Here is a 26,645-nt window from a genome sequence, read left to right as displayed (position 1 = left end):
TTCGGCCTTGAGAGGAGCGGCTCGTGTTGTTTTCACGCGCCGCGACCGAGCCGGCAAGAGCCGGCGGTGCAGAGCCGCCTACGCATCGACGAGAGACGGACCGAAAGGAGGAGCCAATGCCGGACGAAATTCGCACGCCCGCTTTGTTTTTTGCTCCCTTCGTCTCGTCCCCGATGCGGGTCGAGCCGCACTGGATCGACTATAACGGCCATCTCAACATGGCCTATTACCATGTTCTGTTCGACCGCGCAGTGGACGAGGTCTTCTCGCTGGTCGGCCTCAACCAGGACTATGTCGAGAGCCGGCATGCTTCGTTCTTCGCTGCCGAATGCCATGTGCTGTACAAGCGCGAGCTGACGGAAGGCGATCTCGTGCGCGTCACCGCGCAGCTCATCGCCTTCGACGACAAGCGGCTGCATTATTATCTCGAAATGCGCCATGCCAGCGAGGGCTGGCTCGCGGCGACCTCAGAGAACCTCTCTCTGCATGTCGACATGAACGATCGCAGGGTGACGCCCTTCCCACCCGACATCCTCGCCAATCTCGCGATCATGAAGGCGGCGCATGCGCAGATGCCGCGCCCGGCCACGGTCGGCCGGATGATCGGCATGCCGCAGAAGAGCACGATCACCCTCGGCGAACCGGCGCAGGAAGCGGAACGCGAGACGGAGACGCGGCACTAGCTCCGGAACCGGAGCTACTCGTCGTCGTCCGGTATCTTCAGCAGGTGGCCGCAGGCCTTGCAGTGCACTGCGTCTGGTTCATGACGCTGCAGGGCGCATTGCGGACAGGGGAAGGTCACCTTATGCGGCCGGAACACCGCCTGCGCCAGCCGGACGAACAGCGAGATGCCGATGATCATCACCACGATCGAGGTCAGCTTGCCGGCGATGCCCGGCAGGGTGATGTCGCCGAAGCCGGTCGTCGTCACCGTCGTGACGGTGAAATAGAGCGCATCGACATAGCCCTCCAGCCCGGGCCGGCTCATGAAGAAGAAGGTGTAGACGAAGCCGCTGACGACGAAGAGGAAGGTCGCGAGATTGACCAGCGCCTTGGCGACATCCTCCCAGTCGCGGTAGCGCGTTTCGCGCAATTGCGCCCAGATCAGGCCGCGCTGCGACAGCGACCAGAGCCTCAAGATGCGCAGGAAGCCGAAATTCTCCAGCCATTGCGGCGCCAGCAGCGTCGCCAGGATGAAGAGGTCGAGCAGCATGGTCGGCTGGCGCATCAGCCGCAGCATGTTCGACGAGGCGAGGAAGCGCGCCGCGATCTCGGCGGCGACGATGATGGCGACGGCATAGTCGAGCCAAAGAAATTCCGGCCGGTCGCGCAGCATCGGCGTCGCGACGAAGAAGCCGATGATCAGGATATCGACGATCAGCGTTGCGAGCTGGAAGCGTAGCGCCGCCGGCGTCCGGCCGTGGTAGAGCTGCCGGAGCCGGTCACGCAGCCCGGAACTGCCATTGCTGCTGTCATCTGGATCGGCGGCTGCACTCATCCGATCGGCGTAGCAGCGCGGCGGCGACTGCGTCCAGCCCCCGCCGTTTACGCCGGCCTGGTCGCAACCGCCTGCACGCTGTAGCCGCCGAACAGCCGTGTGGTGCTGCCGGTGGTGCCGGCCTCAGCGCAAAGATCGGTCACGACCGCATCGAGATCTTTCCGCGGCGTGACATGGAACAGCGCCAGCCAGCGGTTCAGCAATGCCCTGAACGGCCCGGGCAGATGCGCCTGGTCGCCGAAATCGACGATGTGCAGCGCGCCGCCCGGCGCCACCACTTGCATCGCCTGCGCCAGCGCCGCGCGCCAGGGCGGGATCATCGAGAGCGCATAGGAGATCACCACCCGCTCGAAACCCGCACGGCCGAACAGCGCCTGCGGGTCGAAACTGATCGCATCGGCCTGCGCCAGAACGATGCGCTTGGACAGCCCCGCCTTCGCCACCTGCTCGCGAGCGGTGCGCAGCATCTCCTCCGAGACGTCGAGCCCGTAGCAGCGCGTCAGCGGATAGCGCTGCGCGATCTTGATCAGGTTCCTGCCGGTGCCGCAGCCGATCTCCAGCACCGCCCCGCCGGGCGGTGGCTTCAAGCCGGTGATAAGCCCGTCGCGGCCGAGCAGATAGAACTTGCGGGTCGCGTCGTAGATGTGCCGCTGAAAACGATACATCCGGTCCATCAGACCGGCGGCATCCGCCCTGCCCTCGGCCGCGCTCACGCAGCCGCTCCGCGGACATAGAGATGGAAGGCGCCGTAGATCGAGGAGCGATCGCGCGCTCCGAGCGCGCGGCTGCGCTCCTCCTGATACTGCCATTGCGCCAGGATCGCCTCCGGCACGCGGCCGGGCAGCAGCCGCTCGTCGGCCGCGGTGCGGAAGATCACGCGGGCGCCGGGCGCGGCGCTGCGGGTGATCTGCGTCCACAGCGCCGTCAGATCGGCATCGTTCATCCAGTCCTGGGCATCGAGCAGCACGAAGCCGTTGCAGCTTTCGGCCGGCTGCTTCTCGAGGAAGGCGGTGATCGCGCTCTGATGGTAGGAGACGCGCCCGGCGCGCGCCTTCACCATCTCGAAATTGCCCTGCTCCAGATAGGGCGGCACCGCCGCATCCGGCTCGGTTCCGTAACCGCGGCCGAAGGCCTGCCAGGCGAAGTAGTTGGTCTTCAGGTCGAAGCCGCAGGCCAGCCGCTCCAGCCGGTGGCGCAGGACGGCGCGGATGCCGGCATCGCCATCGGCGGCCAGTGCCTTGTATTGCGCCGGCGGAATGCCGAGCCCGTAGAGCGAGGCCGGCTGGCGCACCAGCCAGCGCACGAGCTTCTTCTCGAAAACCGGCGCCAGATGCCGGTCGAACAGCGCCCGCTGCTCCTGCATCGTCTTGGCCTGCAGCATCACCCGCGGATCGCAGCCGAGCCGGCGGGCGAGGAAGTGCCCGGTGCCGATGAAGCGGCCGAGCAGGCCGTAGCGGTAGAAATTGCGGGCGAAGAGCTCGATCCGGCGCTGGCCGGCGAGGTTGCGCCCCTCCCAATAGGCGCGGCTGACGGCGTCGAGCCGCGGCGCGATCAGCCGGTCATAGGTCTCGACATTGGCCTTGGACTGCGCCTGCCCGAAGAAGCGGCGGAAGACCGCATGATCGTCGATTTCGCGCAGGGCCGCGAGCTTCAGATGCCCGAGCGCGATATGGGCGCCGTTGAGGTCGATCGCGCTGATCTTCGCCGGATCGGCGGTGAGATAGGATAGGATGTTGCAGGAGCCCGAGGCGATCGCGACGAGATGGTCGCCGGGCTGCAGCGCCAGTGCCTCCATGTCGACGACCGGATCCTCCCAGATCTGCGGGTAGACCAGCCCGGAGAAGGCGAGCGTGAACATCCGCTCCAGCAGGCCGGCGCGCGAGAGCGGCTTGCTGCGATGGACGGCGCTGGTCAGCCCGAGGTTCGTCGTGCGCTTCACCGCGCGGATCGTCTGCGTCACGAAGCCCCTCGTTTCCGCCCATGGCGATGGCGAATCCGCCTCTAAATTGATCTGGAGACCGCTTTTCCCCGCCTGCTTGCGGTGCAAGCTGGCGGGAGCGGGCTCTAGAGGAGTCGCGTGACGGTTGGGTGACGCAGAGCGACGCGGGAGGAGAGCGCCGTCGCCATTGAACGCAGACGTGAACGAGCTCGCGTTGCGCCCCCGTGACATCAGGAAGACAAATCCCCATATCTTGCGCGACAATCGAACAAGAGCGCACGGAAAGGAGCCTCGCATGGGCCTGATGGACATGTTCGCCAAAACGGGAAAGCCCGCAGAGCGTGAATTCCCCTTCCAGCTCAGCGACGCCGAATGGCGCGAGAAGCTGACGCCGGAGCAGTACCGGGTGCTGCGCGGCCACGGCACAGAGCGGGCCGGCTCCTGCGCGCTGAACTTCGAGAAGCGCGCCGGCACGTTCTCCTGCGTCGGCTGCGGCCAGCCCTTGTTCAAATCGCACAAGAAGTTCGAGAGCGGCACCGGCTGGCCGAGCTTCGACCAGCCACTCGAAGGCGCGGTCGAGGAGAGCGAGGACTACAGCTACGGCATGCACCGGGTCGAGGTGCACTGCGCCAATTGCGGCGGCCATCTCGGCCATGTCTTCCCCGACGGCCCGCCCCCGACCGGCCTACGCTACTGCATCAACGGCGTGGCGATGGATTTTGCGCCGGAAGTCTGACGGACTGCCGGCGGCGGCTCAGGCTTTCGTCGGCCCGCGCCCGTCGATCAGGTCGCGGACGCGGCGTGCGAAGACCTCCATCTCGAACGGCTTGGTCATGATGTGCATGCCAGGTTCGAGATGGCCGTGGTTGAGCACGGCGTTCTCGGCATAGCCGGTGACGAACAGCACCTCGAGATCCGGGCGGTGCACGCGCGCCGCGTCGGCGAGCTGGCGCCCGTTCATGCCGCGAGGCAGCCCGACATCGGTGACGAGCAGGTCGATCGGCTGCTTGGTCTCGAGGATCTTCAGCGCAGAGGGACCGTCGCCCGCTTCGATCACGGCATATCCCAGCTCTTCCAATTGCTCGACGCAGAGCAGCCTCACCAACGGCTCGTCATCGACGACGAGCACGGTCTCGCCGCCGGCGACCGGCGCAGGCTCAGCGAAATCCGACGCGGCTTCGCCGGCTTCGACGACCTCGCCCATATGGCGCGGCAGATAGATGCAGATCATCGTGCCTTTGCCGGGCTCCGAATAGATCCGCGCCGCTCCACCGGATTGGCCGGCGAAGCCGTAGACCATCGACAGGCCGAGCCCGGTGCCCTGGCCGATCGGCTTGGTCGTGAAGAACGGATCGAAGGCCCGTTCGACCACGTCCGGCGTCATGCCTGTTCCGGTATCGGAGACGCAGAGCGAGACATATTGCCCCGGCTTCAGGTCGCGCGCCTTTGCTGCCCGCTCGTCCATCCAGCGGTTGGAGGTCTCGATCGTCAGCTTGCCACCATCCGGCATGGCGTCGCGCGAATTGATGCTCAGATTGAGCAGCGCATTTTCGAGCTGGCCGGCATCGGCGAAGACCGTCCACAGGCCTGCTGCGCCCACGGCCTCGATCGCGATCGTCGGGCCGACGCTGCGTGCGATCAGGTCGAGCATGCCGTTGACCAGCCCATTCACATCGACCGGCTTCGGGTCGAGCGTCTGGCGCCGCGAGAAGGCGAGCAGGCGCTCGGTCAGGCTGGCGGCGCGGCGCACGGCGCTCTTCGCGCCGGTGAGGAAACGCTCGGTGTCGGCGATCCGGCCCTGTGCGATCCGCGCCTGCGCCATTTCCAGGCTGCCGCCGATGCCGGCGAGAATGTTGTTGAAGTCGTGGGCGATGCCCCCGGTGAGCTGGCCGACGGCCTCCATCTTCTGGCTCTGGCGCAAGGCTTCCTCGGTCTTCATCAACTCCGCCGAGCGCTTCTCGACTTCCTGCTCCAGCGTCGCATTGAGCTCCGCGAGAGCGGTCTCGGCGCGGCGGCGGGCGGTGATGTCCTGGAAGATGACGGCGACCTGCTTGCGGCTCGGCGGCTCGATGCGGACCGCAGCCAGCTCGAGATAACGGCCGGTCGCGACCAGCTCCTGCTGGAAGCGGATCGGCTCGCCGGTGCGCAGCACGGCGCCATAGCGCGCGACCCAGGCGTCCGCCTCGTCCGGCACCATTTCGCGCAGTTTCTGGCCGACGACATTGGAGATGCCGGCATGGCGCTCATAAGCGTCATTGGCCTGGATATGGACGTAGTCGCTGTCGGGACCGTGCGGCCCGTCAAAGAACTCGATGATGCAGAAGCCTTCGTCGATGGCGTCGAACAAGCCCTTGTACAGCGCCTCGCTCTCGCGCTGCGCCCGTTCCGCCAGGGTTCGCTCGGTGACATCGGCCCCCTCGATGAAGATCGCGTTGACCTTGCCATCGCTGTCGCGGAGCGGCTGGTAGACGAAATCGAGGAAGCGCTCCTGCGTCGGCCCGCCGGGCTCGGCCTGGATCACGAAGCGCGCGCCGTTCGCGGTATAGGGCACGCCGGTGCGATAGACGTCGTCGAGGATGCCCACGACACCCTGCGCAACGGCGTCCGGCAGCGCCTCCGCCACGGTTCGGCCGACGACCTCGCGATCGCCGATCAATCTGAGATAGCTCGGATTGGCGAGATCGAAACGGTGTTCCGGCCCGCGCAGCAGCGCCATGAAGGTCGGCGCCTGCTCGAACATCTGCGTCAGAATGGGGGCGATGAGGCCGGCGTCGCTGTGCACGTCGATCGTTCCGCAAATGTCGAGACGGGAATGCTCCGACACGACAGAATGCGCGGCGGCGGCGGCTGGTTCCTTCGCACGCGGGCGCAATCGAGGAAAGATCGATCTGTCCGCCTCCGTCAGACCTCCGGCACCGCCCTTCTGGCCAGCGTCACCGCATCGACCGCCAGCGGCAGGTCGCCGAAATGCCCGGACCAGTGCCCGCCAAGCCGCGTCGCGACGAAGGCGTCCGCCACGGCATGCGGCGCATGGCGGATCAGCAGCGCACCCTGTAGCATCAGCGCCAGACGCTCGGTCAGCAGACGGGCTTGGCCTTCATGCCGGATGAGATCGTGGAGGTCATTGTCCAGCATCTGCAGCGCCGCGTCATAGCGCCGGTCCTGGCCGGAGACCGTGTGCAGTTCCGCTCGCAGCGCCTGCAGCGAGCCCGGCTCACGTTCCAGCGAGCGCAGCACGTCGAGGCAGATGACGTTGCCCGAGCCTTCCCAGACCGAGTTCAGCGGCGCCTCGCGATAATGCCGCGCCATCGGGTTCTCCTCGATGAAGCCGTTGCCGCCATGGCATTCCAGCGCCTCGACGACGACAGCCGGCGTGCGCTTCGCCACCCAGTACTTCGCCAGCGGCGCGCCGATACGCGCCAAGAGCTTCTCGCTTTCCGACCGCTCCTGCCGATCGACCGCGGCGAAGAGCCGGAAGGCGAGCCAGGCCGCTGCCTCCGCCTCGATGGCGAGATCGGCGAGAACGTTCTGCATGATCGGCTGGTCGATCAGCAGGCGCTGGAAGGCGGTGCGATGCTGGGCGTGATGGCCGGCGAGCATCACCGCCTGCCGCATCAGCCCGGCGGACGCCGCGGCGATGTCGAGCCGCGTATTGTGGTTCATCGACAGGCCGGTGCGCAGCCCCCGGCCGGGGTCGCCGAGCATATGGCCGATGGCGCCGCGAAACTCGACCTCGCAGGAGGCGTTCGAGCGGTTGCCGCATTTGTCCTTGAGGCGCTGGATCGCGATGCCGTTGCGTGTCCCATCGGGCCGCCAGCCCGGCACGACGAAGCAGGAGATGCCCTCCTCGTTGCGCGCCAGCGTCAGGAAGACGTCGGAATGCGGCACCGAGAAGAACCACTTGCTGCCGTGCAGCGAATAGGTGCCGTCGCGATTGTCATAGGCGATGGTCTGGGTCTGGCGCAGATCCGAGCCGCCTTGCGTCTCGGTCATCGCCATGCCGACGGTCGCGCCTGCTTTGGCCTGAGCGGGCCCCTGAGTCTTGTCGTAGGTCTTCGACGAGATCAGCCCGCCCCATTGCGCCCAGAGCGCCCGATCCTGCTTCAGCACCGGGATCGCCGAATAGGTCATCGAGATCGGGCAGCAGATGCCGCTCTCGCAACCATACCAGAGATATTGCAGGGCGGCCCGCGCCACCTGCGCGCCCGGCCCCGGCCGGTTCCAGGCCAGCGCATGCGTCTCCTGGCCGATGGCGCGGGCCATCAGCGCGTGCCAGGCCGGGTGGAACTCGATCTGGTCGATGCGGTTGCCGAAGCGGTCATGGCTACGCAGTTCCGGCCCGTGCCGGTTGGCGAGCCGCGCCATCTCGATCGTCTCGGCCGCGCCGACCGTCCGGCCGGCGTCGTGCAAACGCTCATCGGCCCAGCCGGCATCGAAGGCCGCGATCGCCGCCCTGAGCACCGGATCGGCGGCATAGGCGTCGTAATCGGCCAGCGGCGGCACCTGGTTGGTGACCTGATGGGCCTGCCCCGGCGCTGATCCTGCTGACGGCATCGGTCGCTCCTGCGGCTTATCCTGTTCGCGGCTGCATCCTGATCCAGCAATCGCGCGCGCGACACCCTATATTGACCGTAGAACGAATCACGATCGAGCAGCGTCAACTTGTCAGACCACACCACCTCCGCCCCCCTGCCCCGCCCCGGCGGCCTCGCATCGCGCGCGGCCGCGCAGCCGGCGGCCGGCTATCTGCAGGGGCTCAATCCGGAGCAGCGCCTGGCGGTCGAGGCGACCGACGGCCCCGTGCTGGTTCTGGCCGGCGCCGGCACCGGCAAGACCCGCGTCCTCACGACCCGCATCGCTCATCTGATCGCGACCGGCCGCGCCTATCCCTCGCAGATCCTCTCGGTGACCTTCACCAATAAGGCGGCGCGCGAGATGAAGGAGCGCGTCGCGAACCTCGTCGGCCCGGTCGCCGAGGGCATGCCCTGGCTTGGCACCTTCCACTCGATCTCGGCCAAGCTGCTGCGCCGTCATGCCGAGCTGGTCGACCTGCGCTCCGATTTCACCATTCTCGACACCGACGACCAGATCCGCCTGATGAAGCAGGTGATCCAGGCCGAGGGGATCGACGAGAAGCGTTGGCCCGGCCGGATGCTGGCCGGCTTCATCGACTCATGGAAGAATCGCGGCCTCGCGCCCAAGGACGTGCCGCCGGGCGAATCCGGCGTCTTCGCCAACGGCAAGGGCGGCAAGCTCTACGCCGCCTATCAGGACCGGCTGAAGACGCTGAACGCCGTCGATTTCGGCGATCTCCTGCTGCACTGCCTGACGCTGTTCCGCGAGCATCCGGAGCTGCTGGCGAACTATCACGAGCGCTTCCGCTACATCCTCGTCGACGAGTACCAGGACACCAACGTCGCCCAGTATCTCTGGCTGCGGCTGCTGGCCCAGGGCCGGCGCAACATCGCCTGCGTCGGCGACGACGACCAGTCGATCTATGGCTGGCGCGGCGCCGAGGTCGACAACATCCTGCGCTTCGAGCACGACTTCCCGGGCGCGACCGTGGTCCGGCTGGAGCGCAACTACCGCTCGACCGGCCATATCCTCGCCACCGCCGCCAAGCTGATCGCCCGGAACGAGGGTCGCCTCGGCAAGACGCTGCGCACCGAGGACGAGGCCGGCGAGAAGGTCACCATCACCGGCGCCTGGGACAGCCAGGAGGAAGCGCGCCTGATCTCCGACGAGATCGAGGCGATGCAGTCCAAGGGCGAGAACCTCTCCGAAGTGGCGATCCTCGTCCGCATCTCCGCGCAGATGCGCGAGATGGAGGAGCGGCTCATCCATGTTGGCGTGCCCTATCGCGTCATCGGCGGCCCGCGCTTCTACGAGCGCGCCGAGATCCGCGACGCGATGGCCTATCTGCGCTGTGTCGTGAGCCCGACCGACGACCTCGCTTTCGAGCGCATCGTCAACGTGCCCAAGCGCGGCCTCGGCGACGCCACCATCCAGCTGCTGCACAACCATGCCCGCGCCACCGGCTTCTCGCTGATGCAGTCGGCCCGGGCGGTGGTCGAGACCGAGGAACTGAAGCCCAAGGCCCGCACCGCCCTGCGTGAGCTGGTCGAGGCCTTCGCCCGCTGGTCGGGACGCGCCGAGAGCATGCAGCAGGGCGAACTCGCCGAGCTGGTGCTGGAGGAGAGCGGCTACACCGAGATGTGGCAGAAGGACCGCTCGGCCGACGCCGCCGGGCGCCTGGAAAACCTCAAGGAGCTGGTGCGCTCGCTCGACGAGTTCCCCGATTTGCCGTCCTTCCTCGAACACGTCTCGCTGGTGATGGACGCCGACAGCGGCGATGGCGGCGCCCGCGTCTCGATCATGACGCTGCACGCCGCCAAGGGGCTGGAATTCGACACCGTCTTCCTGCCCGGCTGGGAGGAAGGGCTGTTCCCGAGCCAGCGCGCCCTCGACGAGAACGGCCGCGCCGGCCTCGAAGAGGAGCGCCGCCTCGCCCATGTCGGCCTGACCCGCGCCCGCAAGCGCCTCAAGCTCTATTTCGCCTCGAACCGCCGCATCCACGGCCTCTGGCAGTCGAGCCTGCCCTCGCGCTTCATCGACGAATTGCCGGAGGACCATGTCGAGGTCGTCCAGGCGCCCACGGCCTACGGCCAGGGCGGCTACGGCGCCTCGCGCTTCGAGCGCATGGAGAGCTTCGGCTCCTCCTACCAGACGCCGGGCTGGCAGCGCGCCCAGGAGAACAAGGCGAAGTTCGGCTCCGGCGGCAACAGCTCCGGCTTCTCCGAAGCCGGCCAGCGCGGCTTCGGATCAGGCGGCGGCCGCCAGCGTGGCCCGGTGCTGATCGAGGGTGAGCTGACGGCAAAGTCGACGGGAACCTCGGCCTTCGACCCCGGCGCCCGCGTCTTCCACGTCAAGTTCGGCCCCGGCTCGGTCGCCAGCGTCGACGGCAACAAGCTGACCGTCGATTTCGACAAGGCCGGTAGGAAGATGGTGCTGGACTCGTTCGTGCAGAAGGCGGGGTGAGACCCGCAAGCCGATCCCTCAAAAAGCTCAAAAAACTTTTTTCGCTTGAAACTGCAAAATCACTACCGTAACCTCTCCGTATCAACTGGAGAGAGCTCGCATGTGCGCGATGCGGACAATTGAGATCGACTTCGATGTTCATCGCAAAATCGAAACGGAACGAAAGAGCTTCGACGACACACCAAATGACGTCCTCAGACGCCTTCTAAATATTGACCAGCAAATCGTACTCCCCAAGGGATCGACAGGCCGAGGTTGGTCAGGGAAAGGTGTATCGCTGCCTCATGGCACACAAGTCAGCATGTCATATAACGGCAAGCACTATGTTGGATTGATCGATAACGGTTCTTGGCTCGTCGAGAACATTCGTTTTGATAGCCCATCCGGTGCAGCAAGCGGAGTAGCGATCACCAAAAGTGGCCGAAAGACACGTCTTGACGGCTGGGTACTATGGCAAGTGAAGCGCCCCGGTGACGCTGAATTCCAATCGCTTTCGGAGCTGAAGGTAAAAGCGTGACAATTCAGAGCGGCCCCGGCTCCGAGGTGCTCGATGCTGAACAATAGCGCCGACATCATTCGCCGCCTCAAGCGCGAGGGCTTCGTTCTGAAGAGTGTTCGCGGCTCGCATCAGAAATTCGTGCATGAGACGACGAAGCGCATGGTCGTAGTCACCCATCCGCGGCGGGACATTCCCATCGGGACGGTTCATGCGATATACAAGGATGCGGGCTGGGAACGGGATTGAACGAAGGTCGCGATGCAGCATTACATTGCGGTCGTCCATAAGGACGAGACATCCTGCTTCGGTGTGTTCTTTCCGGATGTGAAGGGCGTGTTCACTGCCGGCGACACACTCGACGACGCTTTTCGACAGGCGCGCGAAGTCTTGGAGTTTGCCGCTGAAAGCTGGACCGAGGATACAGCCTCGGAATTCCCGGAACCGCGCACGATCGACGAACTGCGTGATGATCCAGAGTTCATTGAAGCATCTAAGGATGCGATCCTTATGGCGGTTCCTTTTGATCGCGCACGCGCGCCCATGGGCGCCGAGTGAATTGACCTACTACGTCGCCATCATCGAGGACGCCGGTCCCGACCACGCCGTCGGCGTCTGGTTTCCGGATCTGCCCGGCTGCTTCTCGGCCGGCGATACGCTGGACGAGGCCATGGCGAATGCGCCCGAGGCGCTCGCGCTCTGGATCGAGTCGATGGTCGAGGACGGCAAGACGGTCCCGCGCGCTCGCGCACCCAGTGAATTGAAGGCCGATCCCGAGACGGCAGCCGATATGGCGGCTCATGCCATAGCGCTCATTCCAGCACCGAGCATGGCCTTCCAGCCAGCGGCGGAATAGGCGCCAGAACCTCGCCGTCATGCTCGCCCTTGTAGCGAGCATCCACGTCTCGAACACCGCGACACCCGAACGAAGACGTGGATGGTCGGGGCAAGCCCGACCATGACGGAACAGGCGGCATTTGGAGCAAGAGCCCCCTACCCCTCCTCCCGCTCCCGAAAGGCCCGCCGCGCCGCCGAGACTTCGGCATGATAGGTCTCGGCCCAGGTCCAGACTCCGCAGAAGGCTGCGCTGAGCTCGCGGCCGAGCTCGGTCAGCGTGTAGTCGACATGCGGCGGGATCACCGGGTGGACGGTGCGCACCACCAGCCCGTCGCGCTCCATCTCGCGCAGCGTCTTGGTCAGCATCTTCTGGCTGATGCCGCCGACGATGCGCCCGCATTCGGTGAAGCGCAGCGTGCCGTGCTCCTCCAGCGCTTCCAGCACCAGCATCGTCCACTTGTCGGCAACCTGCGCAATCACCTGGCGCACCAGCGACTCCACCGCTTTCGAGACCGGCGGTATCTCCTCGCTGCGCTTGTGCATCGCCGCCATCGCCTCACGGATCGCATGCATTGCGACACTCTCCTTTTGGTGCGTATCGAACTTTCGGGAGCCTTCTTACCGTTGAAGAGTATCGACGCCAGCTGATGTGTCGCAACCAGGAAAGGGATTTGCGATGAACATCACCGGCAACACCATCCTCATCACCGGCGGCGGCTCCGGCATCGGCCGCGCACTGGCCGAGGCCCTGCACAAGGCCGGCAACCAGGTCGTCATCGCCGGCCGGCGCGAGCAGCTCCTTCATGAGGTGACCTCAGCCAATCCGGGCATGGAAGCCCTACTGCTCGACATCCAGGACAAGGACGATGTCGCGGCCTTCGCCGGGCAGGCGGTCGAGAGCTTCCCGGCGCTCAACGTCGTCATCCACAATGCCGGCATCATGCGCAGCGAAAAGGTCGCGGCCGGCGACTTCCTCGCCACCGCCGAGGACACGATCGCGACCAATCTGCTCGGACCGATCCGGCTCACCGCCGCCCTGCTGCCGCATCTGCTGAAGCAGGAGCGGGCGGCGATCCTGACCGTCTCCTCCGGCCTCGCCTTCGTGCCGCTGGCGTCGACGCCGACCTACAGCGCGACAAAGGCTGCGATCCACTCCTGGTCGATGGCGCTGCGCGAGCAGCTCAAGGCGACCTCGGTCGAGGTCATCGAGATCGCTCCGCCCTACGTACAGACCGAACTGCTCGGCCCGCAGCAGGCGGTCGACCCCGCAGCAATGCCGCTGGCCGAGTTCACCAGCGAAGTCATGACGCTGCTCGAAAGTGCCCCAGCCTCCGGCGAGATCATCGTCGAGCGCTGCAAACCGCTGCGCTTTGCCGCCGAGAACGGCCAGCTCGGAGCGATCTTCGCCCAGCTCGCCGCCCAGCACGGCTGAACGCCGGCCACCAACTGCCGGCACAGGCGAAGCGATCCTGAGCCTCTTCGATGCTCCCCGATTGCTTCGCCGTTCGCCTCCCCCGCTATTCTGCCTCGTGACAGCAGACACACAGCTTGTTGCCATCCGGATCGCGAAAATAGGCGCCATAATAGTTGGGATGGTAGTGCGGCCGCAGGCCGGGCGGGCCCTCGCAGCTTCCGCCGCGCGCCAGCGCGGTGGAATAGCAGCGATCGACGCTCGCGCGGTCACCGGCCAGAAGGGCGATCATCTGGCCATTGCCGGCACTCGCGGCCTCACCATCGAAGGGCGCCGACAGAAGGAAGAGCGGCCGGCCGCCGGCCTGCTGCTGCCAGGCGGCCCAGGGCTTCTCGCGATCGCAGAAACGCAGCTTATGGCCGAGCTCGGAAAACAGCGCCTCGTAGAAGGCGAAGGCCGGTTCGAACGCTTTGGTCCCGACGCTGACATGCGACAACATGGCTGACCTTCCCTAACGGCGAAAAAAGTCAGCTTAGGGGAGATCATGTCCCTGCCAAGCAGGTTGCGTCACGGTGCATGACATCGGCCTCGCCCCCTGCTAAGCCGCGCCAATGCGCGAAGGCCTCCTCCCCTCGACGGTCGCGACCGTCCTCGAACTCGAAACCAGCGGCGACAAGGCGCGTGCCTTGACCGAGCTCCTTGGCGAGGTCTTCGACCCCACGGAGACGGCCGTCTCCGCCTTCGAGGTCGAGAGCGGCGTCACCACCCTGTCGCTGAATGCGCCCTGGAAGGTCGAGATCTATTTCGCCACCCATCCGGACGAGGAGGCGGTGCGCGACATGCTCCGCCCCATCGTCGGCGACAGCATCGATGCCACCCCCTTCACCACGGTCAATCAGAAGGATTGGGTCGCGGCCAGCCTGGAGGGCCTGCAGCCGGTGCGCGCCGGCCGCGTCCTCGTCCATGGCTCGCATGACCGCGACGCGGTGAAGGTCAACGATGTCGCGATCGAGATCGCAGCGGCACTCGCCTTCGGCACCGGCCATCACGGCACCACCGCCGGCTGCCTGCTGGCGCTCGACGCCGAGCTGAAGAAGCGCCGGCCCCGCAACGCCATCGATGTCGGCACCGGCACCGGCATCCTGGCGCTGGCGCTCGCCAAGCAGGTCAAGCGCAAGGTCGTCGCCGGCGACATCGACGCGATCGCGATCGAGGTCTCGGCCCACAATGCGAGGGTCAACCACGCCCCGCAGGCGCTCGACCTTTATGTCGCGCCCGGCCTGCGCCACGCCAAGGCGGACCGGCCACGCCATTTCGACCTGATCTTCGCCAACATCCTCGCCGGCCCGCTGCGCAAGCTGGCGCCCACGATCGCCCGCGCTTTGTCCGACGACGGCACTGTGATCCTCTCGGGGCTGCTGGAGATGGACGTCGCCGGCGTGGTCTCGGCTTATCGCCATCAGGGGCTGGCGCTGGCCAGGCGCTCCTCGCGCGAGGGCTGGGCGACGCTGGTCATGAAAAGAGGCGGCGCAGCCCCCAGGCCGCGCCGCCTCTACTAGGCCCTACACTTCGAAGAGACGGCGGCTGGTTTCGCCGCCGTGACTGCTCAGAAGCCGAGGTGGCCGTACTTCTCTTCGGCCTGCGCCTGCATGGCGCGGGCGTCGTGCCAGACCGCGGCGGCGAACTTGGCGGCGTCGACGATCGAGTCGTAGGCATGCTTGATCATGGCGATCATGGTCTTGGTTCCTTGGTTTGAAGCGCGCGGCGCGGTTCGCGGCCAGCGGCGCTTGACGGTCAGCGGTTGAAAGGCAGCTCGGCGTCGCTTGTCAGCGTCGTCGCCGGAAAGCCGCCGAGTACCAGCTCGCTCTCGCGCACCAGATAGCTATGGGCGCGCAGCTCGCGCATGGCAGAACGACGGCGGCTCTCGATCATTGCCGCATAGAGGCGCTGCCAGAAGCCCTGGCCGGCGGTCTTGGTCTCCGTCGTCTCGGCGCGGGTCGCGGCCGGAAGGACGTCAGTGGAATTCAGCACATAGGTCATAGGGTCTCTCCTCGAGATCACGAAGGACAGTCCCGGTCGCTTCCTCGTTCTCTTATGCGACTAAAGTGGGCCGTCTTCGCACTTGCGAGAAGATATGTTCGCATATGCACAACATGCAAAAAACGCATGACGAAAAACGAAATCCGTTAACGACTGCGCAGATCGCATAACCAAACGGCAGATCGCTCAATTTGGAGTCAGTGCGAGCCTGCTGCGAAAGCAGGGTCGAAACGGCAGTTTTGCGCTGGCCTTTCATGCACGAGGAGGCGAATGTGCCGTAAATCCCGCCTTGCCGAGCCAGACATGACCGATTCCCGCGCCGCCTGCCGCTTCCAGTCCTTTTCCGAACCGAGCGATCCGTCGCAGGTTGCCCCCCGCGTCGCGGCCTTGCGCACCGCTTTGGCGAAGCAGGGCCTCGACGGCTTCATCGTCCCGCGTGCCGACGAGCACCAGGGCGAGTACGTCCCCGCCCATATGGCGCGCCTCGCCTGGCTCACCGGCTTCACCGGCTCGGCCGGCAATGCCGTCGTGCTCGCGGACAAGGCGGCGCTCATCGTCGACGGCCGCTACACCATCCAGTCCGCTGACCAGACCGACACGAATGTCGTGACCCCGACGAAGATGGAGGAGAACCCTCTCGACAAATGGGTCGAGGCCAATCTGCCGGCCGGCGGCAAGCTCGGCTACGATCCCTGGCTCCACACCGTCGACGGCGTCGCGAAACTGGAGAAGGCGGTCGCAGGCGCTGGCGGCACGCTGGTCGCGGTGACGCCGAACCCGATCGACGCGCTCTGGAGCGACCGCCCGGCCCCGCCGACCGCCCCGGTCAAGGCGCATCCGGCCGCCTATGCCGGCGAAAGTGCTGCCAGCAAGCTCGCCCGCATCCAGGAGGAGCTCGCCAAGGCCAAGGTCGACGCGCTCGTGCTGTCTGATCCGCACGCGCTGGCCTGGACGTTCAACATCCGCGGCGGCGATGTCGAGCACACGCCGTTGCCGCTCGGCTACGCCATCGTGCCGCGCGAGGGCCGTCCGACTGTCTTCCTGGCGCCGGAGAAGATCACCAACGAGGCCGGCGACGCCATCGGCGCGCTCGGCGAGATCGCCCCGCCGCAGGCGCTGGAACAGCAGCTCAGGGCGCTCGGCTCCGCCAAGGCGAAGGTGCGGCTCGATTCGAGCACGGCGGCGTATGCCCTCGCCACGCTGATCCGGGATTCCGGCGGCACGCCGGACGCCGGCGCCGATCCGATCGCCCTGATGAAGGCGAAAAAGAACGAGGCGGAGCTGAACGGCAGCCGCCGGGCCCATCTGCGCGACGGCGCCGCCATCGTCCGCTTCCTGTCCTGGCTGGCGCGCGAAGCGCCCAAGGGCGGCCTGACCGAGATCGATGCCGTCGCTGCGCTGGAGGCCGAGCGGCTGAAGACCGGCGAACTGCGCGATGTCTCCTTCACCACCATCGCCGGCGCCGGCCCAAACGCGGCGCTGCCGCATTACCGCGTCACCGAATCGAGCAATCGCAGGATCGAGCCCGGCATCTTCCTGGTCGATTCCGGCGGTCAGTACGAGGACGGCACCACCGACATCACCCGCACGCTTGTCGTCGGGGAGCCGAGCGCCGAGATGCGCGACCGCTACACACGCGTGCTCAAGGGCCATCTCGCCATCTCACGGGCCGTCTTCCCGAAGGGCACCTCGGGCGCCCAGCTCGACGCCTTCGCCCGCGCCCCGCTCTGGCAGGCCGGGCTCGATTTCGACCACGGCACCGGCCATGGCGTCGGCAGCTATCTCTCGGTGCATGAGGGGCCGCAGCGCCTCTCCAAGCTCGGCACCACCCCGCTCGAACCCGGCATGATCCTCTCGAACGAGCCCGGCTACTACAAGGAAGGCGCCTACGGCATCCGCATCGAGAACCTGATCGTGGTCGAGGAGCGCCAGATCCCCGGCGCCGAGCGCACCATGTACGGCTTCGAGACGGTGACCTGGTGCCCCTACGAGCAGGCGCTGATCGACCTCTCGCTGCTCGACGAGGGCGAGATCGCCTGGATCAACGCCTATCACGCCCAGGTCTGGAGCAATCTCGCGCCACTGGTCGAGGGCGAGGCTAAGGCCTGGCTGGAGCAGGCGTGTTTGCCGCTGTGAGGAGAGCCTCCTTCTCCCCTCGGGGGAGAAGGTCCGGCAGGGGAAGAGGGCGGCACGACCGGGCGAGAGGCTGATAGCTTGCCCTGCATGACGGGCCCTCATCCGTCAGCGCTTCGCGCTGCCACCTTCTCCCCCAAGGGGAGAAGGAAGGCCTTTCACCCCCACAAATCCGTCGAGAGATACTTCAATCCCGAGTCGCAGACGATGACGGCGACCGTCTTCCCAGCCTCAGCCCCACGCAGCAGCTGAACCGCCGCCGCGACATTCGCCCCGGCCGAGAACCCACCAAAGACCCCCTCGAACCGCGCCAGCAGCCGCGTCGTCTCGCGCGCGTCCTCGCCCGTCACCTGCAGATAGCCGTCGACCGTTACGTCCTTCAAAAAGGCGAGATCCGCCATAGCATAGCCACCGCCCTGGATCGGATGATCGGGCCTCGTCACCGCCTCCCCCGCCGCAGCCGCGGCACCGGCCGGCTCGACGACATAGCAGCGCAATGTCGGGCTGCGCTCTTTCAGCGCCTTGGTCACGCCGGCATAGCTGCCGCCCGAGCCGATGAAGTCGACGAAGGCGTCGACCGTCCCGCCGCTCTGCTCCCAGAGCTCCGGCCCGGTCGTGCGGTAATGCGCCAGCCAGTTGCCGTCGCGATGGAACTGGTCGGCGCGGAAAGCGCTGCGTTCCCTCGTGATCCGCTTCGCCTCACGATCGACGAGTTCGAGGTCGCCGCCCGAAACCTGCCCGGGCACGGAGCCGGGAAGCTGGTCGACCAGCACGACCTCGGCGCCGAGCGCCCGCATCATCCGGGCGCGCTCCTCCGAATTGCCCTTCGACATCACGGCGATGAAGGGATAGCCCCTGATCCCGCAGACGATGGCGAGCCCGGTGCCCATATTGCCGGAGGTCAGCTCGACCACGGTCTGGCCGGGCTGCAGCGCGCCTGACGCTTCCGCCTCCTCGATGATGCCGAGCGCGGCCCGGTCCTTCTTCGAGAAGCCGGGATTGAGGTAGTCGAGCTTGGCGAGGATGGTGCCGCTGACGCCGAGATGCCGCGTCAGCCGGTCGAGCCGGACCAGCGGCGTCTCGCCGATCGCCTCGACCACGGAATCCATCACAGGGCGCATGCGTGTCCTCCCGGTCGGCTTCAGGCCACCATGCGCAAGGCAACCACGGTCGCGACGCCGACGGCAACCACGCCGAGCAGCGGCAACCGCATCGCAGCCAGCCCACACACCAATGCCGCCACCCTCTCCGGCCAGCCGGTCGCCAGCGCGCTCGGCGCGATCACGGCGATCAGCACGGCCGGCGGGATCGCGTCGAAGGCGGCCTGGGCTCTGGGCGAGAGATCGAGCCGGCCGACGAGGGCAAGGCCGGCGATACGGGTGAGATAGGTCACCAGCGCCATGCCGAGGAAGGCAGCGAGATTGATCGGATCGAGGCTCATTCGGCCGGGCTTTCGATGGGCTTCTCGGCGAGGTCGCCGGCGGCGATCCAGGCGGCGGCGAGACCGCAGAGCGCGCCCGCCAGCACATGCCAGGGCGGCCCGGCGAGCTTGTAGGCGAGCGCCGAGGCGACGCCCGCTGCCGCAACTGTCCAGGCGGTGACGCGCCCCTTCCAGAATGCGGCGGTCAGCGCGATGAACAGCGCAGTGAAGGCGAAGTCGGCGCCATAGCGCTTGGGATCGCCGAGCGCTGCGCCGATGATCGCGCCGGTGGTCGAGGTCGTCAGCCAGCCGAGCACGAAGGGCACGATCATGCCGAACCAGTAGGCGGGCGTGACTGGATGGCTGCGCGCCCGCTTCTCGGCCAGTGCCCAGTTCTCGTCGGCCATGTAGTAGAGCCCGCCGAAGAGCTGCGCGTTGGAGAAGCCCTTGAGCTTCGGCGCGATCGAGGCGCTCATCAGGATATGGCGGGCATTGATCAGCGCGGTCGAGAACACCAGCGCGACGATCGGCGCCGGATGCGTCCAGAGCTCCACCGCGGCGAACTGCGCCCCGCCGGCGAAGACGAGCACGCTCATCAGGAAGACCTCGAACGGCGACAGGCCCTTGCCGGCGGCGAGCGCGCCGAAAAGCAGGCCGATCGGCACCGCCGCCAGCGCAGCCGGCCAGATGTCATTGAGCCCTGCCCGGGCTTCGTCTTTCCAACTCATGCTTTGTCCATCAGCCGTGATGGGCGGCGCGGAAGACGCCCGGCGTCACGCCGAGCCTCGCCTTGAAGGCGCGGGTCAGATGCGCCTGGTCGCAGAACCCGGTGGCGGCCGCGACCGCACCGGGAGATTCGCCGCTCCGCAGCCGCTCGCGGGCGCGGCGGACCCGGACATCGACGAGATAGGCATGCGGCGTCAGCCCGGTCTCGCGCCGGAAGGCCCGGATCAGGTGATGCCGCGGCAGGCCCGAGCGCTGGGTGAGATCCGCCAGCGACAGGTCCTCGTCATAACGCTGCTCGAGCAGTTCCCTCGCCTGCGCGATCGGCCCACGCTCACGCCCGACATCGCGGGTCGAGAGATCGGCATGGCGCGACAGGCACCAGCCATAGGCGCGCAGCAGGCCTTCCTCGCCGGCGAGGCCATCTCCGCCCTCTTCCAGGGCCCGATGCGCGTCCGAGAACAGGGCCGAACCCTCCGGATCCTGCACGGTCGGCTCGCGAAAGAACGGCGTGCCGATCGTTTCGTCGCCGGTGAGCGAGATGGCGACCTCGCGCATCAGCTCGATCGTCGGATAGGTCATCCGGTAGCGATAGCCGCCCTCGCTCGGCGCGCCGTCATGAACGTCGAGCGGGTGGTTGAAGACGAGATCGCCGGTGCGGGCGAAGAGCGTGCGGCCGCGCGCATGCCAGAGCTCACAGCCGGAGAGGATGGTGCCGACCGCATAGGTCTCATGGGCGTGCGGCGAATAGGTGTGGGTCGAGAACCGCGCCGACAGGCATTCCAGCCCGGAGAAGCGCGCCGCCGTGAACAGGCGGGCGTGCTCGCCCTCCCGGAGCGGCATCTCCAGCAATGCTTCGCCTTGGCTGATCAGATCCATGGCGCAAGATAGAGCGAAACCGCGCCTTGATGTCTTGAAGAAAAGTGATGGCGACGATCACGCCGGCGCGCTTTCCGTTCGGCTGCTCGCAGCCGAACGATGAGAATTCGCGCCAATGCAAGGTCCGTCGCCACTTGGCAGTGCTCAGGGCCGCGGCGGCTCCTTGCCGGCGACGAGGACCAGCAATGCGCCGGCAAGCGTCGCCACCGCCATGTAGCCGATCGGGCCGAGGCCGCCGACATGGTTGACCAAAAGGCCGCCAAGCACCGCGCCGCCGGCGATCGCGACCAGGAAGGCGGCCGTCACCAGCCCGCTCACCGATTCGGCATGGTCTGCCGCGACGCGCACCATCCAGGTCTGGAAGCCGACCGGCGCGAAACCGAAGGCGAAGCCCCAGAGCGCGACCGCGATCCCCGCCACGATCGACGAGGCTCCGAACTGGAGCAAGACAAGGCCCAGGATGCCGATCGCCAGCGCAAAGGAGACGATCGCGAGCTTGACGCCGCGTCCCGCGACAACGCCACCGGCGAAGTTACCGACGACATTGCCGAGGCCGTAGCCGAGCAGGACGATAGTGATCGCGCCGACGCCGAGCTGCGGCGCTTGCTCGAGGAAGGGCCGGATATAGGTGAAGCCGGTGAACTGCCCTGAGATGATGACGAGCACCGAGATCAGCATCAGCCGGATACTCGGGCGCGCGAACAGGATCCCCAGCGTGCCCAACCGCGGCGCCGCCTGCGGCGGCAGGGGCGGCATCGTCGCCAGCAACGCCAGCAGGGCGACGCCGGCAAGGCCGGCCGAGAGCCCGAACACCATCCGCCAGCCAATCAGGGAATCGAGATAGGCCCCGAGCGGTCCGCCGCCGATGAAGGCGGCCGAGACACCGGCCGAGATCAACGCCAGCGCCCGCGGCACCGACTGCGCCGGCACCAGCCGTAGCGTCAGCGCCGGCGCCATCGACCAGAAGCCGCCGAGCGCGAGACCAAGCAGGAAACGCGCCGCCAACAGCATGACGAAGCCGTTGGCCAGCGCCGTGACCAGGCTCGACAAGGCGAGCAGCGAGAGCAGCGACCAGAGCACCAGCCGCCTGTCGAAGCGGCTGGTGACGATCGGCGTGAAGATCGCCGCGGCGACGCCGACCAGCGAGGTCACCGTGACGGTCTGTCCGGCGGCGCCGACGCTGATCGAGAGATCTGCGGCGATGGAGGTCAGGACGCTGGCGGGCAGGAATTCGGCGCTGACGAGCGCGAACACGCCCATTGCGAGGGCGAAGACCGCTGGCCAGGCGGCCGTGCGCTCTTCGGGGACGATGCCGACGAGCTCGGCATCGGCTGTGGCTGACAAGGAATCCGACATCGGATGCTCCAAAAGGATCGGAGAAGTTCGGACCCCGGAGTTAGGCGTGACCGGCTGGAGCTTCCATGCTAGAAAACCCGCTATGCTTGACCAATCGTCCAGAAGATCGGGACCGGATCCGCTGACGGAGATGCTGCGCGGCCTCCGGCTCGAAGGCGTAGATTACGCTCGCTACCAGATGACGACGCCCTGGTGCTTGCTGTTCCCGGCCCAGCCGGCGGCGCGCCTGCACTTCATGGCGGAGCGGGGCTGCTGGCTGCGCACGCCCGAGGGCGAGTGGTGCCGGCTCGAACAGGGCGACGCCGTGCTGATGCCCCGCGGCGTCGAGCATGCGCTCGCCAGCGAGCCCGGCCTCTCGGCGACGCCGAACGGGCACTGCGCCTTCCAGCACTGCTGCGGCGAGATCGCCGAGGCGCGCGGCGGCGGCTCCGGAGAAGCCGACGGCGAGGCGACCCTGTTCTTCAGCGCCAGCCTCTGCTTCAACGTCGACGCCCAGCATCCGATGTTGCGGATGATGCCGGAGCTGATGTGGGTGCATGAAATGGCGGTGGCCGAGCCGGCCATTCCCGCCTTGCTGACCACCATGGCGTGCGAACTCGCGCTCGATCGCGTCGGCGCCGGCGGCATCCTGACCCGCCTCGCCGATGTCGTCGCCGCCGCCCTGATCCGCTCCTGGGTCGAGCGCGGCTGCGGCACGGCCACCGGCTGGGTGGCCGCCGCGCGCGACCCCGATATCGGCCGTGTCCTCGCCGCGATCCATCTCAGCCCGAGCGAGAACTGGACGGTCGATGCGCTCGCCAGGGTGATGCACGCCTCGCGCTCCGCCTTTGCCGAGCGCTTCGCCAGCGTCGTGGGCGAGACGCCGGCCCGCTACGTCCTGCAGGTCCAGATGCACCAGGCCCGGCAATGGCTGGAGCGGGACCGGATGCGGATCTCGGCGGTGGCGCGCCGTCTCGGCTACGATTCGGAGGCGTCCTTCAGCCGCGCCTTCAAGCGGGTGATCGGAAAGCCGCCAAGCCATTTCCGCAATACCGAGCCGCCGATCCGCGCGACGCGGCCGGTCGACGCCTCCCCTGCCGGCAGCGCCTCGGGGCGCCTTGCCGACCACAGTCCGCCAAGCGTTCGACGGGACGACCATGAGCATCCGCCAGCAGTTGATTGAACGCTTCTTTCGCTATGCCGCGGTTTCCAGCCAGAGCGACATCAAGGTGACGACGCTGCCGAGCACGCCGGGCCAGCAGCGCCTCGCCGAGCTCCTGGCCGACGAATTGCGCGCGCTCGGCCTCGACGACGTCGAGATCGACGATCGCGCCACCGTCACGGCAGTGAAGCGCGGCACCGTGCCGGATGCACCGAGGATCGGCTTCATCGCCCATCTCGACACCTTCGATGCCGGCCTCTCGCCCGATATCCGCCCGCAGTTGCTGCGTTTCGAGGGCGAGGATCTCTGCCTCAACCGCGACCGGGATATCTGGCTGCGCGTCGCCGAGCATCCGCAGCTGCGCGACTGGCTGGGGGCCGAGATCATCGCCAGCGACGGCACCAGCGTGCTCGGCGCCGACAACAAGGCGGCGATCACGGTGATCATGACCTTGCTCGCCAACCTCGGCCCGCAGGACAAGCATGGCGATATCGCCATCGCCTTCGTGCCGGACGAGGAGATCGGCCTGCGCGGCGCCAAGGTCCTCGACCTCGCCCGCTTCCCTTGCGACTTCGCCTATACGATCGACTGCTGCGAGCTCGGCGAGGTGGTGATCGAGAACTTCAACGCGGCGAGCGCCGAGATCACGCTGACCGGCGTCAGCGCCCACCCGATGTCGGCCAAGGGCGTGCTGGTGAACCCGGTGCTGATGGCGCAGGACTTCGTCAGCCGTTTCGATCGCGCCGAGACGCCGGAGAACACCGAAGGTCGCGAAGGCTATGTCTGGTTCAACACCATCACGGCCAATGCCAGCGAGGCGAGGCTCGGCGCCCTGATCCGCGATTTCGACAGGCAGAGCTTCGAAGCGCGCAAGCGCCGCATCGAGGAGGTCGCGAACGAGATCGCCGCGCTCTATCCGACCGGCCGCGTCGCGTGCGTGGTGAGCGACACCTACGGCAACATCCACGACAGCCTGGGCGACGACCAGCGCCCGGTCGAGCTGCTGTTTGGAGCGCTGGAGCGCTTGCAGATCAGGAAGAAGCAGATCCCGATGCGCGGCGGCACCGACGGCGCGGCGCTCTCGGCCCGCGGCCTGCCGACGCCGAACTTCTTCACCGGCGCCTATAATTTCCACTCGCGCTACGAATTCCTGCCCGTGCCGGCCTTCGAGAAGTCTTATGAAGTCGCGCGGATGATCTGCACGCTGGCGGCAGGGCGGAGTTAGGCAATCGGTGGCCGACTCCTTCTCCCCTTGCGGGAGAAGGTGGCCCGGAGGGCCGGATGAGGGGTCGCGCTGCCCTATCCAACGACAGCATATTCCAGGCGCGAAGACTGCGATCGTCGTGAGACCCCTCATCCGTCTCGGCTTCGCCGAGCCACCTTCTCCCGCAAGGGGAGAAGGAAAGGCCTACCCCCCGACCAGCTCGAACCAGCCAGCTTCGTCGATCACCTTGACGCCGTGCTTGGCGGCATCCTTGAGCTTCGAGCCGGCGCCCGGCCCTGCCACCAGCAGGTCCGTCTTCGACGAGACCGAGCCGGCGACCTTGGCGCCCAGCCGCTCGGCCATCGCCTTGGCCTCGTCGCGCGTCATGCGCTCCAGCGCGCCGGTGAAGACGACGATCTGGCCGGCCACCGGGCTGGATGACGCTACCGCCTCAAGCGGCTGCGGCTCGACCTCTCGTAGCAGCCGGGCGAGCATCTGCTGGTTATGCTCCTCGGCGAAGAACTGCAGCAACGCCTCGACCACGGTCGGGCCGACGCCGTCGATCGCGTCGAGCGCCGCACGTTCCTCGCTTTCGGGACTCTCGGCGGCGAGGCAGGCCGTCTGCAAAGACTCGAACGAGCCGTAATGGCGCGCCAGCAGGCGGGCATTGGTCTCGCCGATATGGCGGATGCCGAGCCCGAAGATGAAGCGGTTGAGCGGCGGCTCGCGCCGGTCGTCGATCGCCTCGAACAGCTTCTTGGTGCTGGTCGCGCCGAAGCCTTCCTTGTCTTTCAGCTTCTTGAGGTTCGCGGCATCCCGCTGCGCCAGCGTGAAGATGTCGGCCGGCTCCTTCACCGGCAAATCCGGATCGGCGTGGAAGAACTCGATCTGCTTGTCGCCGAGCCCGTCGATATCGAGCGCGTCGCGCGAGACGAAGTGCTTCAGGCGCTCGACCGCCTGCGCCTCGCAGATCAGCCCGCCGGTGCAGCGGCGCACCGCATCCTCCTTGCCCGAGCGCGGATTGTGCTCTCGCACCGCATCCGAGCCGCAGACCGGGCAGGTCGTCGGGAAGACGTAAGGCTGCGCGTCGGCGGGACGTTTCGTCAGATCGACCGCCTCGACGCGCGGAATCACGTCGCCGGCGCGTTTCACCGTGACGGTATCGCCGATGCGGATGTCGCTGCCGTCGCGGATCGGCAGCCCCTTCGAATCGAAGCCGCGGATATAGTCCTCATTGTGCAGCGTCGCATTGGTGACGACGACGCCGCCGACCGTCACCGGCTTCAGCCGCGCCACCGGCGAGAGCGCCCCGGTGCGACCGACCTGAATATCGATCGCCTCCAGCACGGTGGTCGCGAGCTCGGCCGGAAATTTGTGGGCGATCGCCCAGCGCGGCGCGCGCGCGACGAAGCCGAGCCGGGCCTGCAGTGCTAGATCATCGACCTTGTAGACCACGCCGTCGATATCGTAGCCGAGCGTAGCGCGCTGGGCCTCGATCGACCGGTAATGCGCCAGCAGCGCCTCGACGCTGTCGCAGCGCGCCATCAGCGGGTTGGTCCTGAAGCCCCAGCGCGCGAAGGCCTCGACCACGCCGAACTGCGTCGGCGCCGGCAGGACCGGCATCTCGCCCCAGGCATAGGCGAAGAAGCGCAAGGGCCGGCTGGCGGTGATCGAGACGTCGAGCTGGCGCAGCGAGCCGGCGGCGGCATTGCGCGGATTGGCGAATTCGCGCTCTTGCCTTTCGCGCTGGCGCTGGTTGATCGCGGCGAAATCGGCATGGCCGAGATAGATCTCGCCGCGCACCTCGGCGATCTCGGGGACGTCCTTGCCCTTCAAACGGTGCGGGATTTCGGAGATGGTTCGGGCGTTGGCCGTGACGTCCTCGCCCTCCTCGCCATCACCACGCGTCGCGGCGCTGATGAGCTCGCCCTTCTCATAGCGCAGCGAGAGAGAGAGCCCGTCGATCTTCGGCTCCGCGGTGAAGGCGATCGGCTGGTCGTCCTTGCGGCCGAGGAAGGTGCGCACCCGCGTGACGAAATCGGCGATGTCCTCGTCTGCAAAGGCGTTGTTGAGCGACAGCATCGGCACGCGGTGCCGGATCTTGGCGAACTTGCCGGAGGGCCTGGCGCCGACCTTGTCGGACAGCGCTTCGGTGCCCTTCAGCTCTGGAAAGGCGCTCTCCAGGGCGGTCAGCCGGCGGAACTTCGCGTCGAAAGTCGCGTCGTCCATGATCGGCGCGCTGTCGCTGTGATAGGCCTCGTTCGCCGCGGCGATCTCGGGCGCCAGCAGCTGGTGCTCGGCGCGGGCGGCTTCGGGCGTCAGATCTTCGACGGGAGTGGGAACAGTGTCGGCCATGGCGCAGTTCTAGTTGAGGGGAAGTCCGCTGCGAAGCGCCTGTTTCACGATTTGGGTACGCCGATTTGTGGCAGGAGCGCGCCGGGTGTAGGCTCCCCTCGCTGAAATGGATGCTCGACGCCTCGCAGGTCTTGACCGGAGGATCGCGTCAGGACCGCCTAGGCGAACCGGGCCG

General features: G+C 67.0%; 27 protein-coding genes. 12 read left to right on the top strand and 15 right to left on the bottom strand.

Features of this window, described 5'->3' with window-relative positions; translation table 11 throughout:
- Positions 1 to 116: 116 nt before the first annotated feature.
- The gene (locus tag BMZ21_RS23710) at positions 117 to 683 is read left to right on the top strand and encodes a thioesterase family protein (protein ID WP_091840537.1); all 567 of its coding nucleotides are present in this window, start codon (positions 117 to 119) and stop codon (positions 681 to 683) included.
- 14 nt (positions 684 to 697) lie between these two features.
- Here BMZ21_RS23710 and BMZ21_RS23705 read toward each other — a convergent pair whose 3' ends face one another.
- The 3 genes from BMZ21_RS23705 to BMZ21_RS23695 are packed head-to-tail and all read right to left on the bottom strand — an operon-like array spanning position 698 to position 3,458.
- Positions 698 to 1,498, bottom strand: coding sequence for an ion channel (locus tag BMZ21_RS23705; RefSeq protein WP_091840534.1), 801 nt, complete (start codon positions 1,496 to 1,498; stop codon positions 698 to 700).
- Between the two features lie 47 nt (positions 1,499 to 1,545).
- The gene (locus BMZ21_RS23700; RefSeq protein WP_425285470.1) at positions 1,546 to 2,211 is read right to left on the bottom strand and encodes a class I SAM-dependent methyltransferase; all 666 of its coding nucleotides are present in this window, start codon (positions 2,209 to 2,211) and stop codon (positions 1,546 to 1,548) included.
- Complete coding sequence (locus BMZ21_RS23695) at positions 2,208 to 3,458, bottom strand: BtaA family protein (RefSeq protein WP_208862361.1); 1,251 nt, start codon at positions 3,456 to 3,458, stop codon at positions 2,208 to 2,210. Before BMZ21_RS23695 ends, BMZ21_RS23700 begins: the two co-directional genes overlap by 4 nt.
- 283 nt (positions 3,459 to 3,741) lie before the next feature.
- Here BMZ21_RS23695 and msrB point away from each other — a divergent pair, with 283 nt between their 5' ends.
- Positions 3,742 to 4,173 carry a peptide-methionine (R)-S-oxide reductase MsrB gene (gene msrB, locus BMZ21_RS23690; RefSeq protein ID WP_244543987.1) on the top strand — a complete coding sequence of 144 codons (432 nt, stop codon included), beginning with the start codon at positions 3,742 to 3,744 and terminating at the stop codon, positions 4,171 to 4,173.
- A gap of 18 nt (positions 4,174 to 4,191) precedes the next feature.
- On the opposite strand, the gene BMZ21_RS23685 is transcribed toward msrB, so the two are convergent.
- Together BMZ21_RS23685 and BMZ21_RS23680 are read right to left on the bottom strand one after the other, a co-directional pair.
- The gene (locus BMZ21_RS23685; protein WP_244543980.1) at positions 4,192 to 6,261 is read right to left on the bottom strand and encodes a PAS domain-containing protein; all 2,070 of its coding nucleotides are present in this window, start codon (positions 6,259 to 6,261) and stop codon (positions 4,192 to 4,194) included.
- 77 nt (positions 6,262 to 6,338) lie between these two features.
- Complete coding sequence (locus BMZ21_RS23680) at positions 6,339 to 7,991, bottom strand: acyl-CoA dehydrogenase family protein (RefSeq protein WP_091840529.1); 1,653 nt, start codon at positions 7,989 to 7,991, stop codon at positions 6,339 to 6,341.
- 108 nt (positions 7,992 to 8,099) lie between these two features.
- On the opposite strand from BMZ21_RS23680, the gene BMZ21_RS23675 reads away from it, so the two are divergent.
- The 5 genes from BMZ21_RS23675 to BMZ21_RS23660 all read left to right on the top strand — a co-directional run bounded on the left by BMZ21_RS23675 (position 8,100) and on the right by BMZ21_RS23660 (position 11,827).
- A complete protein-coding gene (locus BMZ21_RS23675) occupies positions 8,100 to 10,475 on the top strand; it encodes a UvrD-helicase domain-containing protein (protein WP_091840526.1) in 2,376 nt (791 codons plus the stop codon).
- 100 nt (positions 10,476 to 10,575) lie between these two features.
- The gene (locus tag BMZ21_RS30055) at positions 10,576 to 10,992 is read left to right on the top strand and encodes a hypothetical protein (RefSeq protein WP_143079779.1); all 417 of its coding nucleotides are present in this window, start codon (positions 10,576 to 10,578) and stop codon (positions 10,990 to 10,992) included.
- A gap of 33 nt (positions 10,993 to 11,025) precedes the next feature.
- Complete coding sequence (locus tag BMZ21_RS23670) at positions 11,026 to 11,220, top strand: type II toxin-antitoxin system HicA family toxin (RefSeq protein ID WP_091840523.1); 195 nt, start codon at positions 11,026 to 11,028, stop codon at positions 11,218 to 11,220.
- A gap of 12 nt (positions 11,221 to 11,232) precedes the next feature.
- Entirely contained in the window at positions 11,233 to 11,529 is a 297-nt protein-coding gene (locus BMZ21_RS23665) for a type II toxin-antitoxin system HicB family antitoxin (RefSeq protein WP_091840520.1), read from the top strand.
- A gap of 1 nt (position 11,530) precedes the next feature.
- Positions 11,531 to 11,827: a type II toxin-antitoxin system HicB family antitoxin gene (locus BMZ21_RS23660; protein ID WP_091840517.1), complete on the top strand. Its 297-nt coding sequence runs from the start codon at positions 11,531 to 11,533 to the stop codon at positions 11,825 to 11,827.
- Between the two features lie 137 nt (positions 11,828 to 11,964).
- Here the strand turns inward: BMZ21_RS23660 and BMZ21_RS23655 are convergent, their stop codons facing one another.
- Positions 11,965 to 12,360 (bottom strand): winged helix-turn-helix transcriptional regulator, encoded by a 396-nt coding sequence (locus BMZ21_RS23655; protein WP_244543479.1) that lies wholly within the window; start codon positions 12,358 to 12,360, stop codon positions 11,965 to 11,967.
- Between the two features lie 124 nt (positions 12,361 to 12,484).
- On the opposite strand from BMZ21_RS23655, the gene BMZ21_RS23650 reads away from it, so the two are divergent.
- Positions 12,485 to 13,240 carry an SDR family oxidoreductase gene (locus tag BMZ21_RS23650; RefSeq protein ID WP_091840512.1) on the top strand — a complete coding sequence of 252 codons (756 nt, stop codon included), beginning with the start codon at positions 12,485 to 12,487 and terminating at the stop codon, positions 13,238 to 13,240.
- A gap of 85 nt (positions 13,241 to 13,325) precedes the next feature.
- On the opposite strand, the gene BMZ21_RS23645 is transcribed toward BMZ21_RS23650, so the two are convergent.
- Positions 13,326 to 13,718, bottom strand: coding sequence for a VOC family protein (locus BMZ21_RS23645; RefSeq protein WP_091840509.1), 393 nt, complete (start codon positions 13,716 to 13,718; stop codon positions 13,326 to 13,328).
- A gap of 112 nt (positions 13,719 to 13,830) precedes the next feature.
- On the opposite strand from BMZ21_RS23645, the gene BMZ21_RS23640 reads away from it, so the two are divergent.
- Positions 13,831 to 14,778: a 50S ribosomal protein L11 methyltransferase gene (locus BMZ21_RS23640; protein ID WP_091840506.1), complete on the top strand. Its 948-nt coding sequence runs from the start codon at positions 13,831 to 13,833 to the stop codon at positions 14,776 to 14,778.
- Positions 14,779 to 14,825: 47 nt separating this feature from the next.
- Here BMZ21_RS23640 and BMZ21_RS31020 read toward each other — a convergent pair whose 3' ends face one another.
- Both BMZ21_RS31020 and BMZ21_RS23635 read right to left on the bottom strand, forming a co-directional pair.
- A complete protein-coding gene (locus BMZ21_RS31020; RefSeq protein WP_280141490.1) occupies positions 14,826 to 14,954 on the bottom strand; it encodes a hypothetical protein in 129 nt (42 codons plus the stop codon).
- A 59-nt stretch (positions 14,955 to 15,013) separates the two neighbouring features.
- Complete coding sequence (locus BMZ21_RS23635; protein ID WP_091840503.1) at positions 15,014 to 15,259, bottom strand: hypothetical protein; 246 nt, start codon at positions 15,257 to 15,259, stop codon at positions 15,014 to 15,016.
- 303 nt (positions 15,260 to 15,562) lie between these two features.
- Here BMZ21_RS23635 and BMZ21_RS23630 point away from each other — a divergent pair, with 303 nt between their 5' ends.
- Positions 15,563 to 17,395: an aminopeptidase P family protein gene (locus tag BMZ21_RS23630; protein ID WP_091840501.1), complete on the top strand. Its 1,833-nt coding sequence runs from the start codon at positions 15,563 to 15,565 to the stop codon at positions 17,393 to 17,395.
- 155 nt (positions 17,396 to 17,550) lie between these two features.
- Here the strand turns inward: BMZ21_RS23630 and BMZ21_RS23625 are convergent, their stop codons facing one another.
- From BMZ21_RS23625 to BMZ21_RS23605, 5 genes are all read right to left on the bottom strand, one after another.
- Positions 17,551 to 18,513 (bottom strand): PLP-dependent cysteine synthase family protein, encoded by a 963-nt coding sequence (locus BMZ21_RS23625; RefSeq protein WP_091840499.1) that lies wholly within the window; start codon positions 18,511 to 18,513, stop codon positions 17,551 to 17,553.
- A gap of 20 nt (positions 18,514 to 18,533) precedes the next feature.
- Positions 18,534 to 18,833, bottom strand: a complete 300-nt coding sequence (locus tag BMZ21_RS23620; protein ID WP_091840497.1) for an AzlD family protein — start codon at positions 18,831 to 18,833, stop codon at positions 18,534 to 18,536.
- Positions 18,830 to 19,540 (bottom strand): AzlC family ABC transporter permease, encoded by a 711-nt coding sequence (locus BMZ21_RS23615; protein ID WP_091840495.1) that lies wholly within the window; start codon positions 19,538 to 19,540, stop codon positions 18,830 to 18,832. Before BMZ21_RS23615 ends, BMZ21_RS23620 begins: the two co-directional genes overlap by 4 nt.
- Positions 19,541 to 19,550: 10 nt before the next feature.
- On the bottom strand, positions 19,551 to 20,414 hold the full coding sequence (locus BMZ21_RS23610) for an AraC family transcriptional regulator (RefSeq protein ID WP_091840492.1): 864 nt from the start codon (positions 20,412 to 20,414) through the stop codon (positions 19,551 to 19,553).
- Positions 20,415 to 20,558: 144 nt separating this feature from the next.
- Positions 20,559 to 21,770: an MFS transporter gene (locus BMZ21_RS23605; protein ID WP_091840490.1), complete on the bottom strand. Its 1,212-nt coding sequence runs from the start codon at positions 21,768 to 21,770 to the stop codon at positions 20,559 to 20,561.
- Between the two features lie 82 nt (positions 21,771 to 21,852).
- On the opposite strand from BMZ21_RS23605, the gene BMZ21_RS23600 reads away from it, so the two are divergent.
- Entirely contained in the window at positions 21,853 to 22,932 is a 1,080-nt protein-coding gene (locus BMZ21_RS23600; protein WP_091840488.1) for an AraC family transcriptional regulator, read from the top strand.
- The gene (gene pepT, locus BMZ21_RS23595; RefSeq protein WP_091840486.1) at positions 22,907 to 24,136 is read left to right on the top strand and encodes a peptidase T; all 1,230 of its coding nucleotides are present in this window, start codon (positions 22,907 to 22,909) and stop codon (positions 24,134 to 24,136) included. Before BMZ21_RS23600 ends, pepT begins: the two co-directional genes overlap by 26 nt.
- A gap of 183 nt (positions 24,137 to 24,319) precedes the next feature.
- Here pepT and ligA read toward each other — a convergent pair whose 3' ends face one another.
- A complete protein-coding gene (ligA, locus tag BMZ21_RS23590) occupies positions 24,320 to 26,470 on the bottom strand; it encodes an NAD-dependent DNA ligase LigA (RefSeq protein WP_091840484.1) in 2,151 nt (716 codons plus the stop codon).
- Positions 26,471 to 26,645 lie beyond the last annotated feature (175 nt).

It is taken from the genome of Allobosea lupini, from assembly GCF_900109525.1.
Taxonomy (GTDB): Bacteria; Pseudomonadota; Alphaproteobacteria; order Rhizobiales; family Beijerinckiaceae; genus Allobosea; species Allobosea lupini.
This window is presented reverse-complemented; position numbering and strand designations above follow the sequence as displayed.